This is a genomic window from Kitasatospora sp. NPDC001119, assembly GCF_053598475.1.
Genome location: NZ_JBSFKI010000046.1, coordinates 1 through 14,028, shown reverse-complemented (window position 1 = coordinate 14,028; position 14,028 = coordinate 1). Strand labels below are relative to the sequence as shown.

Below are 14,028 nucleotides of genomic sequence, written 5' to 3'. Positions count from 1 at the left end.
AACGGCGGGTGCGTGCCGCGCCGGAATCTGACCTTCCGATCAGTAGCCTGCGGAGCCGAACCCGACCCCAACCGGAACGAGGCCCCATGGCTCACCCCCGGCCGTCCCGCCGTTCACTCCTGCAGTCCGGGGCCGCGCTCGCCGCGCTGGCCCTGACCGGTGGCTGCTCCTCCGACAGCGGATCGGGGGAGCGGTCCGGTCAGAGCGGTCCGGCCTCGGGGGCGGCCGGGTCGGGGAGTCCGGCGGCCGGCGGGTGGGCCATGCCGGCCGAGTCCGGCCCGCACACCCGCACCTTCATGGCCTGGCCGGCACTGGAGGAGGTGTGGGGCGACCAACTGCCGGCCGTCCGGCAGGACATCGCCGGGCTGGCCCAGGCCATCGCCGGCTTCGAGCCGGTCGTCCTGCTGGCCCGCCCCGACCAGGCCGACCAGGCCCGGCAGGCCTGCGGCTCCTCGGTCGAGGTGCTGGAACTGAAGGTCGACGACCTGTGGGCCCGGGACACCGGCCCGACCTTCGTCACGGGCCCGAAGGGGCTCGCCGGGGTCGACTTCAACTTCAACGGCTGGGGCGGCAAGCAGACCCACGCCAACGACGCCCTGGTCGCCCGCTACCTCCTGGACCACTACGGCATCACCCGCGTCCAGGCGCCGGTCACCGGGGAGGGCGGCGGCATCGAGGTGGACGGCGAGGGCACCCTGATGGCCACCGAGAGCTCCTGGGTCAACGACAACCGCAACCCCGGCAAGTCCCGCGACGAGATCGAGGCGAGCCTCAAGGGCCTGCTCGGCGTCGAGAAGGTGATCTGGTTCAAGGGCGTCGCCGGGCAGGACATCACCGACTGCCACGTCGACGCCCTCGCCCGCTTCGCCGAGCCGGGCACCGTGGTGCTGCACCGGCCCGCCGCCGACACCCCGCCGGACGTCTGGACCACCGCCTCCGCGCAGGCCGTCCAGGTGCTCCAGTCCGAGACCGACGCCAAGGGCCGCACGCTCACCGTGGTCGACCTGCCCGAGCCCGACGTCACCCTGATCCAGGGCGCGGGCAAGGACTTCCTCGCCACCTACATCAACTACTACGTCTGCAACGGCGGCGTCATCGTCCCGCGCTTCGGCGACCAGGCCACCGACGACCGGGCGGCCGGCATCATCGGCGACCTCCACCCGGGGCGCAAGGTCACCCAGGTCGGCATCAATCACATCGCCGCCGGCGGCGGGGGCATCCACTGCGCCACCCAGCAGCAGCCCGTCGCACCCGGGTCCACCGGGTGACGCGGGGTCAGATAGTGGGACCGTCAGGCGCCGGACGGCCGGGCGGCGGCGGAGGAGAGCGAGTCCAGCAGCGTCCGCAGCACCCGCTCGGCGTCCACCGTCCCGTCCAGCGACCCGATGGCGGCGAGCCCGTCCACGGCGGCGGCGAAGGCCTCGCCGAGCGGTACCGGGTCGGCGCCGTCGCCGCGCTCGTCCAGCAGGCAGCGGAACAGGCCGACGAAGGAGGAGCGCCAGCGCGCGTACTCGGCCTCCAGGCTGGCGCGGACGCGTTCGTCGTTGAGGGCGAGCCAGTGCAGGGCCGCGTGCAGCCGGGCGAGGTCGGGGCTCTCGGGCCGGGTGAGCAGTGCCAGGACCCGCTCGGAGCGTTCGGCGTAGCCGCCGGGGCCGGCGACCGCCTCCTCCAGCGGCGTGATCCACTCGGGCCGGATGTCCTCGACCACCGCGACGATCAGGTCGGTGCGGTCCGCGAAGTGGTAGTGGCACATCCCGTGCGAGACCCCGCACAGCGCGGCCACGTTGCGGGTGGTGAACCGCCCCGCGCCGTCGCCGGCGAGCAGGGTGCGGGCCGCGGCGATCAGCCGGGCCCGGGTCTGCTCGCCCTTGGCGGAAGCGCGCGCCCGGCCGGTGCCGCCGGGGCCGGGGGCCGTACGCGGGGCTGCGCCCGTCGCCTGTGTCGCCATGGCCGCCACTGTAACGACTGCGGGGGAGCGGCAGGGGCGCATCGGCACCGATCTCTGCGCAAAGTATTGACCGAGCGCTTGGTCAGTTTTACCTTTTCGGTCAACTGCCGGACAGGCAGCGCACTTTGACAGGGAGGTAGTGATGGAGGGCAGCTTCAGATCCCATCCGGCGATCGACGGAGGGCTCGGCCGACGCCGGTTCCTGACGGCCGCCGGGCTCGCCGTCGCGGGCACCGCGCTGACCGCGGCGAGCGGTGGGCAGGCCCGGGCCGCGCAACCCCGCACCGTCGCCGCGGGCCCGGCCGTCGCCGCCGGCCTCCGGGTGCCACTGGACACCGTCCGGCACACCCGCACCTGGATGGCCTGGCCGGACAGCAGCACCATCTGGCGGAACAAGCTCGGCGGTGTCCAGGCGAACATCGCCCTGATCGCGAAGACCATCGCGAAGTACGAGCCGGTGACCATGTGCGCCAACCCGGCGAGCGTCGCCAAGGCGCGCTCGATGTGCGGTTCGGCCGTCACCGTCATCGGGGACATCCCGGTCGACGACTGCTGGATGCGCGACACCGGTCCGGTCTTCCGCACCGACGGCGCCGGCGGCCTCGACACGATCGGCCTCAACTTCAACGGCTGGGGCAACCACCAGAACCCGCACGGCAACGACGCCCTGGTCGCCGGGCGCGTCGCCGCCTACCTCGGCCTGCCGTTCACCGCCGCCGGGCTGGTCGCCGAGGGCGGCGCCATCGAGACCGACGCGGCCGGCACGCTGATGGCCACCCGGAGCAGCATCCTCAACGCCAACCGCAACCCCGGCATGTCCCAGGCCGCGGTCGAGAGCGCGATGTGCGCGGCCTACGGCGCCAGCACGGTGATCTGGTTCAACGGTGTGGCCGGCCAGGACATCACCGACGACCACGTGGACGCCACCTCCCGCTTCCTCGACGCGGGGACGGCCGTGGTCCAGATGCCGCTGGCGAGCGACACCGACGCCTGGTCGAACGACGCACGGCAGCAGTACCGGATCCTGACCACCACCACCGGGGCCCAGGGCACCCCGTTCGCGGTCAGCCGGATCCAGGGGCCCGACTACAACCTGATCCGCTCGACCGACCCCAACTTCGTCGGCTCCTACGCCAACTACTACCTGTGCAACAACGCGGTGATCGCGGCGCAGTTCGGCGACACCAAGGCCGACAGCGCCGCCAGGACGGCCCTCGCCCGGCTGTTCCCCGGCCGCACCGTCGAGCAGCTCAACATCGACTCCCTCGGGGCGGGCGGCGGCGGGATCCACTGCGTCACCCAGCAGCAGCCCGCGGTGTGAACCCGCCGGGGCCGGGTCCGGCCCGCCGACCGGACCCGGCCCCGAACGGAGGCCGGCCCGGGGTCGCCCCCGGCCCGGCCGGTCCGGTCAGCCCAGGGCGGGGATGTCGTGGGTGGCGCAGTGGATGCCGCCACCGCCGGCCGCGATCGCGTCGATCTTGACCGGCACGATCTCGCGGCCCGGGAAGTACTGCTTCATGAGCTGCTGGGCCCGGTCGTCGGCCCTGGCGTCGCCGAACTTCGGCAGGTAGACGCCCTTGGTGCCGATGTAGAAGTTCATGTACGAGGAGACGAAGGCGTCGCCGCGCCCGGTGATCTTGTCGGGATCGGGCTGCTGGAGCTCCACCACCTGGAGCTTCCGGCCGGTCGCGTCGGTGGCGTCCTTCAGGACGGAGCGGGCCTGGTCGGCCGAGCGGGACCAGACGTCCGCCGGGGTGCCGGGGAAGGCCTGGTCGAGTAGGACCACGCCGGGGGCGACGAAGCGGGTCAGGCAGTCGACGTGGGCGTCGGTGATGTCCTTGCCCTTGACGCCCGCCAGCCAGATCACCTTGGTCACGCCGAGGACCTTCTTCAGCTCGGCCTCGACCGCGTCCCGGCTCATGCCCGGGTTGCGGTTGTCGTTGACGACGGAGCTCTCGGTGACCATCAGGGTGCCCTGGCCGTCGGTCTCGAAGGAGCCGCCCTCGGCGACCAGCCGGGTCTCGATCCGCTCGACGCCGTACTTGGCCAGCACCGTCCGGGCGACCTTGGAGTCGTTGCCGCGCTGCTGCTTGCCGCCCCAGCCGTTGAAGTTGAAGTCGACGCCCTTGACCGTGCCGCCCTCCTCGACGAACACCGGCAGGGTGTCCCGGGCCCACAGGTCGTCGACTGCGATCGGGACGACTTCGACCGCCGAGCCGCAGGCCTTCCGGGCGGCGTCCGCCTGTTCGGGCCGGGCCATCAGGACGACGGGTTCGCGGGCGGCGATGGCCTGGGCCAGGCCGGCGACGTCCCGGCGGACGTCCGCGAGCTGGTCGCCCCAGACGTTCTCGGAGGCGGGCCAGGACATCACCGTGCGCAGGTGCTTGTCCCACTCGGCGCCGAAGCGGCGCACGCCGGGGGTGCCGCCGGGCCGCGTGGGCGGTACGGCGCCGTCGAGGTCCTTCAGGTCGTTGGGGTCGCAGGCGGTGAGGCCGAGGGTGAGGGCGCCGACTCCGGCGCCGACGCCGGCGAGCCTGCGGATCAGGGTACGGCGGGACAGGGCGTTGGTCATGCGGGAACTCCAGCTGAGGGTCTGGGTGGTGGTGGAGGAGAGTGCGCGGGGCGGCCGGGTTACGGCAGCGGTTCGTGCATGGTCGAGCAGTGGATGCCGCCGCCCCCGGCCATCAGGCGGTCGACGTCGATCTGCACCACCTCACGGCCGGGGAAGGCCGCGGCGAGCGCGTCCCGGGCGGCGGCGTCCTTGTACGCGTCGCCGAACTGGGCGGTGATGACGCCCCCGTTGACGACGTGGAAGTTGAGGTAGGAGTCGACGAACTTGGAGCTGCGGGAGCGGACGGTGTCCGGGCCGTGCACCGGGACGACCTGCAGGCGGCGCCCCCGGGCGTCGGTGGCGGCGGAGAGGATCGCGAACTGCTCGCGGGCGTCCCGGGCCCAGGCGTCGTTGCGGTCGGCCGGCGGCAGCTGCACCATCACCGTGCCGGGGCGGACGAACCGGGAGGTGACGTCCACGTGGTCGTCGGTGATGTCCTGGCCCTTGATCCCGGGCAGCCAGATCATCGTGTCGGCGCCGTAGGCCTCCAGGACGGCCTCCTCGATCTCGTCCCGGCTCATGCCGCGGTTGCGGTTCTTGTTCACCAGGCTGCTCTCGGTGGCCATCACGGTGCCGTCGCCGTCGGTCTCGATCGCGCCGCCCTCGCCGACGAAGTCCGCGAAGGTGTGGCGCAGGCCGCGGCGGGTGGCGACGAGCTCGGCGACCCGGGCGTCGTCGTGGTGCACCTGCTTGTTGCCCCAGCCGTTGAAGTTGAGGACCACGGCGTCCAGACCGCCGTACCCGTCCCGGCGGAACACCGGCGCGGTGTCGCGCATCCACAGGTCGTCGGTGGGGATCGCGGTGATCACCTCCACTCCGGAGCCGCACCAGGACTGGGCCTTGCCCGCCGTCCAGTCGTCGGGGGCGCACATCACCACCGGCTCGAACTCGGCGATCGTGCGGGCGATCAGGGCGATGTCCTCCTGGACGCCGCCCAGCCGCAGTCCCCACACGCCCCGGCGGGAGGGCCAGGACATCCAGGTCCGCGCGTGCGGGACGTCGTCCGCCGGCACCCAGGGGTAGGGCTCGGTGGAGCGGTCATCGCGGTAGTGGGTCATGAGGGCCTCCAGATCGTGCGACGGTGCCGGGAGGGGTGCCGGGGGCCGCCGACTCCACTCTTCGCGCCGCGCCGGGGCGGCGCACGTGGGGACGGACGGGCGGCAGCACCCTGCCGCGGGTTCAGGCTCGCACTGACTGAAAAGTCAGTCAAACTCGCGGTCATGCCCTAACGCATCCTTGACGGGCTCCGTGCGCAGCGTGAGGTCCCCCGTGCGGTCCGTACGGATCAGGACCCGAGCCGGGCCACCTCGGCGTCGACCGCGTCGGCCATGAGCGTGCGGGCGTGCGCCAGTGGCAGGCTGCCGCTCAGCCAGCGCGTGCTCAGCCCCTCCAGCAGCGCGGTCAGCCGCTCCGCCGCCCCGGCCAGCGCGACCGCCGAGGACATCGGCCGTACGGTGCCGAGCAGTTCGGCGACCTCCTGCACCCAGATCCGGGTGGCCCGCGCCAGGTCCTCGCGCAGCGTCTCGTCGAACACCGCGCTCGCCCGCAGCTCGCCCCAGGCGGTGCTGTTCTCCCGCACCTCGGCGGTGTCCTGGAGCTCCAGCAGCAGGGTCTGCTCCAGCTCCTCGCGGGGCGTCAGCGGCGGGGCGTCCTCGGCGCGCTCGGTCGTGTACCGCTCCGCCCGGTCGTTGATGAACTCCATCGTCTGCCGGAGGATCCCCGTCCGGTCCTTGAAGTGGTAGTAGATCAGCGCGGTGGACACACCCGCCTCGGCGGCGAGCTCCTCCACCCGCAGCCCGCGCACCCCGCGTCGCGCGATCACCCGCGCCGCTGCTTCCAAGATCGACGTTTTACGACTGGCCACGATCCACCACCTTACCGGGGCGCGGGCGCCGGCCCCGTGCGGTTGCTGAAAGGCCGGTCAGCGAAGGCCGGCCGATTCCGCCCGGATGTGACGCAGGTCACCTCCAGGGAAGAACCTGCACGCCGCATCGGGCGTCTGGCTGGTGTGAGATCACGCAGGAGAACACTGGACGACCTGGACGAGGAACGCCTCCTCCGGCTGGTGGCCAAGGGCGACCGCGGGGCCTTCGACGAGCTGTACCGGCGGACGTCGCCCTGGCTCGCCGTACGGCTGCGCCGCCGCTGCGCGGACGAGCAGATCGTCGCCGAAGTCATGCAGGAGACCTACCTCGCGGTCTGGCGCGCCGCCGGCGCGTTCGCCGGGAGCGCGGTCGGCGGGACGGCCGTCGGCTGGCTGTGGACGATCGCGGCGCGCCGCCTCGTCGACGCGTTCCGGCGCCGGGCCCACCACGCCGAACCGCCGGTCGCCGCCGCCGAGCGCGCGGTGGTGCCCGCGGCGGAGGAGGAGGCGCTCGCCGGCACCGTCGGCGGCGACGTCGGCGACGCCCTGCGCCGGCTGGCGCCGGAACTCCGAGAGGTACTGCAGGCCACGGTGCTCGACGGGCTCTCCGTCCGGGAGACCGCCGTCCTGCTCAGACTGCCCGAAGGCACGGTCAAGACCCGTGCCCGTCGGGCCCGGATCGCGATGCGGGAGGCGCTGGCATGAGTGGGGAACACGCGACCAGGCAGTTGATCGACGACTACGCACGTGGCGTCACGACGATGGCGGCGGACACGGTCTGGGCGCTGGAGGCCCACCTGGAGACGTGCGCGCCCTGCCGGAGCCTGCTGGCGGCCTCCGTCGCCACCGGGGCACCCGACATCGCCGCGCTCGTCGACACCGTCCGGGCCGGCCTGGAACCGCGGTTGGACGCGGTGGGCGCGGTGCCCCCGCGGTGGCGCCGGCCGAGGTGGGTGTCGTCCTGGCTGACGCCGGCCATGACCCCGTGGCTGGCCATGACCGCCGTCGTCACCCTGGTGGCGCTGCTGCTCGACGCGGCCGCCCCGGCGGAGGTCTTCGGCAGCTCCTCACCGGTGTCGCTGATCGCGCCGGTGCTGCCGCTGTGCGGCGTCGCCGCGTCCTGGTCCAGCGGCCTGGACCCGGCCCACGAACTCACCGCCTCCACCGCCCGGGCCGGCCTGCCCCTGCTGCTCAGGCGCACCACCTCGGTCCTCGTGGTGGTCCTGCCCGTCCTCCTGCTGGGGGGATGGCTGACCGGGAGCACGACGGCCGCGCAGTGGCTGCTGCCCTCCCTGGCCTTCACCTCCACCGCCCTGGCACTGGGCAGCGTGGTCGGGGTGACCCGCGCCGCCCTCGGGCTGGCGGCCGGGTGGGGCCTCGTCGTCGTGGCCCCCACCTCGATCACCGGCAGGGTCCCCGCCTTCCTCCAACTGGCCCTGCAACGCGACCAGTTGCCCGTCTGGGGACTGCTCCTCGCGCTCGGCGTCTGCGCCGTGATCGCCCGCCGGGACACGTACTCGACGCTGTGAAACCCATGTCCACCCTGTCCGTCCTCGAAAGGGACCATCGCATGACGTATACGGCGAGCGCGGCCGACACCGCGCCGAAGACCTACCCCTGGGAGATCCGGGCCAGCGGCCTGAAGGTCCGCGTCGGACGGAGCAAGATGGCCGTCGACGGCCTCGACCTCTCGCTGGGCATCGGTGCCCACGGCCTCCTCGGGCCCAACGGAGCGGGCAAGACCACCCTGATCCGAACGCTGGCCACCGTGCTGCGCCCCACCGAGGGCGAGCTGGAGATGCTCGGCACCTCCCTCGGCAGGGTGGGCGACCACCGGGCCCTGCGCCGCCGCATCGGCTACCTGCCGCAGGACTTCGGCTACTACAAGCGGTTCACCGTACGCGAGTTCGTCGAGTACATGGCCTGGCTGAAGGAGGTCCCGAAGCGGGACGTCCCCGACGCCGTCCAGCGCGCCGTCGAACGGGTGGGCCTGGCGGACCGCGCCGACCACCGGATGAAGACCCTGTCCGGCGGCATGGTGCGGCGGGCCGGCATCGCCCAGGCCATCGTCAACTCCCCGGCGGTGCTGCTGCTGGACGAGCCGACGGCCGGCCTCGACCCGGCCCAGCGGCTGCGCTTCCGCGAACTGCTGACCGACCTGGGCCGCGACACCTGCGTGGTCGTCTCCACCCACCTGGTCGAGGACGTCGCGGCCGCCTGCTCCGACGTGGTGCTCTTCGCCGACGGCCGCCTCGTCTTCCAGGGCACGCCGGACGAACTGGGCGCGGCGGGCAGCGCCGAGCACCCCGGCGACAGCCCCCTGGAGCGCGGCTACTCGGCGCTGCTCCGCACCTCCGGCCAGCAGGGGAGCGCCTGGTGAACGCACGCGTGCTGCGAACCGAGCTGAAGCGCTCGGCCGCCCCCTGGGCCGGAGTCGTCGTCCTGGGCGGCAGCCTGGCGGTCTTCCTCCCGTTCGACGCGTTCTGGTGGCACGGCACCGCGGGGTGGACGGCCCAGTGGACCACCATGGCGTTCTGGACCCGGTCCCTGCTGACCTTCTGGTGGCCCTTCGTGATCGGCGTCGGGGCGGTGTACGGGCTCCGCGAACCCCGCTCGCGGATGACCGAGCTGCTGACGACCACGCCGCGGCCGGCCTGGCGCCGTGCGGCGCTGCCGGCCGGTGCGATCGGGCTCGCGCTGGCGGCGGGCTTCGGCCTGCTGGTCCTGGTGGGCGGAGTCCAGGTGGCGTCCGGTCCGACCACCTACACCCCTCTCGGCTGGCTGCCGATCTCACTGGTGGCGGCACTGGCCCTGGTCGCGGGCGCCGTGTTCGGCATGGGCGTCGCGCGGGCGCTGCCCTCCGTCCTCACCCCGCCGGCCTTGGTGGTGATCGTCTTCGTGGGGACGGGCCTGTTCCTGCGGATGAACAACGAAGGGGCGGTACCGACGGGCCGGGTGGCGAACCGGTTCGCCCTGCTGTCGCCGGCGACCCCGGAGCCGCGGCAGATGCTGCTGACCCTGGCCGGCTCCGTCCACCTCGGCCAGACGTTCTGGCTGCTCGGCCTGCTCGCCACCGGCGTCGCGCTGCTGGCGGCCGCGACCCGGCGGGCCCGGCTGCTCGCGGTGACTCCCGCCCTGGCCGGCCTGGCCCTGGCCCTGCTGGTCCTCCCGTCCGCCGCACGCGACGTCTACGTCGTCGACAAGGCCGCCGCGACGCTGGTGTGCGACGGGCCGGTGTGCGTGACCCAGGCGAGCCGTTCCCACCTGGCCGAGCTCACCCAGCGCAGCAAGGACGCGCTGCGCGTGCTGCACGAGGTCCTGGGTGACCGGGCGCCGACCTCGGTACGGGAGGACACCGCGCTGCACGAGCTCGCCGAGGCGCGCGAACTCTCCGCGGACGTGCTGCTGGTCGACTTCAGCGAACGGCTGCTCGCCGACGCGACGGGCGAGCAGCTGACCCGCGCGCTGATCGCCAAGGGCCTGGCACCGAGCTGCTACCCGGACAACGACAAGGAGGGCGGCGGGCACGTCGCCATCCCCGCCCAGAGCATCGCCGTGAGCTGGGCGCTCCACGACCCCCAGCTCCAGCCGCTGGCGCCGAAGGGCACCACCGCGTACGAGGTCGAGACCTGGGCGGCGGCCGACACCGCGTGGCAGAAGCTGACGGCACTGCCGCCGGCGGAGCAGCGCTCGCGGATCGTCGCGCTGCACGCCGCCTCCCTGTCCTGCGCGCGGCAGGACCAGATTCCGGTGCTGGCCGGGGAGGTGTCGCAGTGAGGTGGCTGACGCTGTACGCGCGTTCACGGCAGGTGCCCACGTCGGCGGCCGCGGTCGCGCTCACCGCCCTGGTGGTGTGGGCCTTCAACCGGGGTGGCGGCACGGGCGCGGTGGAGGCGGACGCGATCAACCCGATCGTGTACTTCGTGCTCGCCGCGGGCGTGGCGGCCGGCTCCGTCGGGCTCGGCGGGCAGGACTCCGCACTGGACCTGACGGCCGCGATCCGGTGGGCGCCCCGCCGGGCGGCGCACGCGCTGTTGATCGGCGTGGTCGTCGGCGCCGCGGTGCTGGCGGTGCAGGCCGCGGGGCCGAGGTTCGCCCCCACCGAGGTCGTCCTCCGGGACACCGCGGGCCTGGCCGGCCTGGCCGCGCTCGGGGCGGTGCTCTGCGGAGCGCACCTCGCCTGGATCCTGCCGATCGGCTGGCTCGGCTTCACCATCCTCGTCCCCCCGCTGCCGCCCACCACCGTGGGGAAGGCGATCGGCTGGATGACCTGTCCGGCCGGGACGGGGGTGTCCACCTGGACCGCGGTGGCCCTGCTGGTGACCGGCGGCGCGCTGTACGCCGTGGCCGGCCCGCGACGGTGACGGGCCCGCGACGGTGACGGGCCCGTGGGCGCCGACGGAGCATCCGGAGGCGCCCGCGGACCGGCCGCGTGCCGGGGCGGCATCGCCGCCTGGCCACCCTGCTGTCAAGTGATCTCACTCCTTCGAGTGAGGATCGGTCGCCGATCGGTCGGTGGGGCACCTCTTGCGGTCAAGACTGACCCCCGAACGAACAGTCAGTTCTCGGAGGGGGAACGGTGTCGACCATCGGAATGCCCGGCATACCCGGCGAGGTCGGGGCGGATCGACGGCTGCTGGTCAGCGTCTTCGACCCGCAGGAGGCGCGGGAGGCGGTCCTCGGCGGCGCGCGGATCATCGACAGCGAGGACCCGCGCAGCGCGCTCGGCACGATCAAACCGCGCCGGATCATGGACATCGCGGACGCGGTGCTGGCCGCCCGGCGGGACCTCCCGGTCCAGCTGAGCACCAACATCGGCGAGGACCAGCTGCTGTACCGGCGCGCGGAGAACGGTCTGGCCCTGCCCAAGTCGGCGTACGAGCAGGTCGGCAAGGCGGCCCAGGCCGCCCTCGGCGTCGCCCTGGCGATGGGCACCCGGGTGCATCCCTGCGGGATCGTCAAGGTCGGTCTGGACGGCATGCGGACCGGTGAACTGGCCGACGTGCTCGGCGAGATCACGGCGACGCTGCGCCGGACCGACCGGCTGTCGCAGACCCGGGTGATGTCCGTCCTGTTCGCCCAGGACCTCGACCTGTGGGACGCCCGCAAGACGCTCCCGCAGGTGCGGCGCGCCCTGGTGGGCCTGCGGGAGTACTACCCGTGCGAGCCGTCCACGCCCGGGGCGTTCGACCTCGCCGAGTACGCGGACGCACTGCTCGACCCGCACGGCGAGCCGCTGTTCGGCGGCCGGCGGCCGGAGCCGGCCGAGCTGAGGGCCTCCGGCGCCCTGCCGGCGGGCACGACCGGCGGTTTCGTGGCCGTCAACGAGCCGTTCTCCCACGCGGGTTACGGACTCACGACGGCCCGTCGCACCGATCGGGAGGCGATCCGCGCGATGGTCGAGGCCAGCGCGGCGGCCGGCGCCGACGCGATCATGGTGGACACCAGCATCCTGCTGAAGGTCGCCCGGATCGGACTGGTCTCCACCGCCGGCAGCCCGGAGCTCGCCGACCTCGACCGCCACGACACCGACCGGCACGGTCTGGCCAGGGCCGGCATCCTCTCGCTGGAGGAGATCCGGTTCCTCGTGGAGCTGTGCCACGCCCACGGCCTGGAGGCGAACCTGGCCGGGTCGGTGCAGAGCCACCACGCCCAGCAGGTCTGGCGGCTCGTCCCGGAGCTCGACCAGCTCTCCGCCCGCGGTGGCGTCAGCGCCCTGGCCCGCGACCCGTACGGCGGCACCGGCCGTGGTACCCGGCACGAGCGGACCGTGCGCCGCGCCCTGGTGGGCGGCCTGGTCCCGCCGGAGCAGGGCGGCCGGCTGGTGCTGCCGCGGCGGATGACGGAGCAGCCCGGGGCGCTCGACGACCTGGCGGGCCTGCTCAAGCGCCACCCCGACCTCGCCGCGTACTCCTCCGACGCCTACGGGGTACTGGCGCCGCTCGGCTGAGCGGTGGCGCCCGCGAGACCGCAGGTATCGCTCATTCACCGTACGGCGACGCGGAGTCGGTGATATCGGTTGTCCGAGTACGTCCGAGTAGATCCGAGCACGCGTGAGTACGGACGACTTCGAGCACCAGCGAGAAGGAGCACCTCTTGACCACTCACCACAGGCGCGGTGCCCACCTGCGGACGCTGTCGGCCCTGACGGCGGCGCTGTCCGGGATCGTCGGCGTCACCGCGCTCGGCACCACCCCGGCGGCCGCCGCCGACCAGCGTCACCCGATCTACGCCATCGCGCACCGGGTCGACACCCTGGACGGCGTGGACGCCGCGATCAACCACGGCGCCAACGCCATCGAGATCGACGTCTGCGCCTGGTGGAACCCGAACGAGTGGCGCGCCTACCACGACTGTTCCTCGGCCGGCGAGAACCGGCTCGGCCCCAGCTTCGACAGCATGCTCGACCGCATCCTCTCCAACGCCAACGCGGGCCGCCGGCTGTCGCTGGTCTGGCTGGACATCAAGGACCCCAACTACTGCGGCGAGGAGCCGAACCGCACCTGCAGCGTCGCCGGACTGCGCGACAAGGCCCAGCGGCTGACGGCCGCCGGCATCCAGGTGCTCTACGGCTTCTACGAGTACCACGGCGGCAGCACCCCGGACGTCGGCGGCCGGGGCTGGAAGAGCCTGGAGGGCAGGCTCGGCCCGCTGGAGGGCATCACCACGACCGGCACCCGCGACCAGGTGAACAGCGCCTTCAACCGGTCCGGCTCCGGCTTCCCGGCCGGCCGCCGGGCGATGGACTACGGCGACAGCGACATCACCAAGGGCTTCGGCAACTGCACGGAGGCCACCTACAACACCTGCGCGGAACTGAAGAAGGGAGCCGCCGACCGGTCCACCGGACGACTCGCGGCCACCCTGTCCTGGACGACCACCTACAACGACCCGTGGTACGTCGACAAGCTCCTCGGCGACGCCCAGGTGGACGGCATCATCGCCGGCTACGGCGCCTTCACCGGGGTGCGCGAGTACGACAACAGCTGGCAGTGCGCCAACGCCGTCAACCTCGTCCGGGACTGGGTGAACCGCCACAGCGGGACCCACCGCATGGCTACCAGCGGCGACCGCCTGTTCAGGTAGGCGACCGTTCGTCGCGGGTAGGGGGCCCGGCCTCTCTCCCGCGGGCGCCGACCCGGAGCCCGCGGGAGAGAGCGGAGAAGGAGGGACCGGGGCCGTCCGGACAGGGCATTTGTCTCGGGGGCCGGGGAGGGGTAGGGTCTCCCAGTCGCTCGACTGGGAGCACCGGACACGTGTCAACGCGGACGGTCCCGGGGTGGCCAATCCTCTGAACCAACACTTCCCGGCTCGGGCTGGGGCGAATCTGTCATGCGCAGGTGCGGCCCAGTCTGTATATGGCGTGTTCGTTTTATCGGATTGCGGCCGGATTCGCTTTTCGAAGTGGAGGTCGGCTAGTGTTTGAAACGTCGGACAGGGCGCCAAGCGCTGGAAGACAACAGCGAGTCGGAAGCAGAAAGCGCCGGTAAACGGAGCGGAAAGCATCTGGTAAGCTGGAAACACGAAAGAACGAAGCCCGGAGGGTCCGCTGGAAGGCGGTCCGAAGGAAGCGTCCGTTCCTTGAGAACTCAACAGCGTGCCAAA

General features: G+C 72.9%; 13 protein-coding genes. 9 read left to right on the top strand and 4 right to left on the bottom strand.

All coding sequences use genetic code 11. The features are described from left to right. Positions 1-86 precede the first annotated feature (86 nt). The gene (locus tag ACWDD9_RS37285) at positions 87-1,268 is read left to right on the top strand and encodes an agmatine deiminase family protein (RefSeq protein ID WP_449814032.1); all 1,182 of its coding nucleotides are present in this window, start codon (positions 87-89) and stop codon (positions 1,266-1,268) included. A 23-nt stretch (positions 1,269-1,291) separates the two neighbouring features. Here ACWDD9_RS37285 and ACWDD9_RS37280 read toward each other — a convergent pair whose 3' ends face one another. Continuing rightward, the gene (locus tag ACWDD9_RS37280) at positions 1,292-1,948 is read right to left on the bottom strand and encodes a TetR/AcrR family transcriptional regulator (RefSeq protein ID WP_158077750.1); all 657 of its coding nucleotides are present in this window, start codon (positions 1,946-1,948) and stop codon (positions 1,292-1,294) included. 142 nt (positions 1,949-2,090) lie between these two features. Between ACWDD9_RS37280 and ACWDD9_RS37275 the strand changes: the two genes are divergently transcribed. Continuing rightward, positions 2,091-3,269: an agmatine deiminase family protein gene (locus ACWDD9_RS37275; protein ID WP_449814031.1), complete on the top strand. Its 1,179-nt coding sequence runs from the start codon at positions 2,091-2,093 to the stop codon at positions 3,267-3,269. Between the two features lie 87 nt (positions 3,270-3,356). Here the strand turns inward: ACWDD9_RS37275 and ACWDD9_RS37270 are convergent, their stop codons facing one another. From ACWDD9_RS37270 to ACWDD9_RS37260, 3 genes are all read right to left on the bottom strand, one after another. Next, positions 3,357-4,520, bottom strand: coding sequence for an agmatine deiminase family protein (locus ACWDD9_RS37270; protein ID WP_074004639.1), 1,164 nt, complete (start codon positions 4,518-4,520; stop codon positions 3,357-3,359). Positions 4,521-4,579: 59 nt separating this feature from the next. Beyond that, positions 4,580-5,617 carry an agmatine deiminase family protein gene (locus ACWDD9_RS37265; RefSeq protein ID WP_049650855.1) on the bottom strand — a complete coding sequence of 346 codons (1,038 nt, stop codon included), beginning with the start codon at positions 5,615-5,617 and terminating at the stop codon, positions 4,580-4,582. Positions 5,618-5,844: 227 nt separating this feature from the next. Beyond that, positions 5,845-6,423, bottom strand: coding sequence for a TetR/AcrR family transcriptional regulator (locus tag ACWDD9_RS37260; RefSeq protein ID WP_049650856.1), 579 nt, complete (start codon positions 6,421-6,423; stop codon positions 5,845-5,847). Between the two features lie 144 nt (positions 6,424-6,567). On the opposite strand from ACWDD9_RS37260, the gene ACWDD9_RS37255 reads away from it, so the two are divergent. From ACWDD9_RS37255 to ACWDD9_RS37225, 7 genes are all read left to right on the top strand, one after another. Further along, a complete protein-coding gene (locus ACWDD9_RS37255) occupies positions 6,568-7,128 on the top strand; it encodes an RNA polymerase sigma factor (RefSeq protein WP_181970890.1) in 561 nt (186 codons plus the stop codon). Then, entirely contained in the window at positions 7,125-7,952 is an 828-nt protein-coding gene (locus ACWDD9_RS37250) for a zf-HC2 domain-containing protein (RefSeq protein WP_380741420.1), read from the top strand. Before ACWDD9_RS37255 ends, ACWDD9_RS37250 begins: the two co-directional genes overlap by 4 nt. A 41-nt stretch (positions 7,953-7,993) precedes the next feature. After that, positions 7,994-8,803 carry an ABC transporter ATP-binding protein gene (locus ACWDD9_RS37245; RefSeq protein ID WP_107418869.1) on the top strand — a complete coding sequence of 270 codons (810 nt, stop codon included), beginning with the start codon at positions 7,994-7,996 and terminating at the stop codon, positions 8,801-8,803. Then, the gene (locus tag ACWDD9_RS37240; protein WP_449814030.1) at positions 8,800-10,200 is read left to right on the top strand and encodes a hypothetical protein; all 1,401 of its coding nucleotides are present in this window, start codon (positions 8,800-8,802) and stop codon (positions 10,198-10,200) included. Before ACWDD9_RS37245 ends, ACWDD9_RS37240 begins: the two co-directional genes overlap by 4 nt. Continuing rightward, positions 10,197-10,787, top strand: a complete 591-nt coding sequence (locus ACWDD9_RS37235) for a hypothetical protein (protein WP_449814029.1) — start codon at positions 10,197-10,199, stop codon at positions 10,785-10,787. The genes ACWDD9_RS37240 and ACWDD9_RS37235 overlap by 4 nt, the downstream gene beginning before the upstream one ends. Positions 10,788-11,002: 215 nt before the next feature. Continuing rightward, complete coding sequence (locus tag ACWDD9_RS37230) at positions 11,003-12,373, top strand: (5-formylfuran-3-yl)methyl phosphate synthase (protein ID WP_449814028.1); 1,371 nt, start codon at positions 11,003-11,005, stop codon at positions 12,371-12,373. Positions 12,374-12,519: 146 nt separating this feature from the next. Further along, positions 12,520-13,509, top strand: a complete 990-nt coding sequence (locus ACWDD9_RS37225; protein ID WP_449814027.1) for a phospholipase — start codon at positions 12,520-12,522, stop codon at positions 13,507-13,509. Positions 13,510-14,028: the final 519 nt, after the last annotated feature.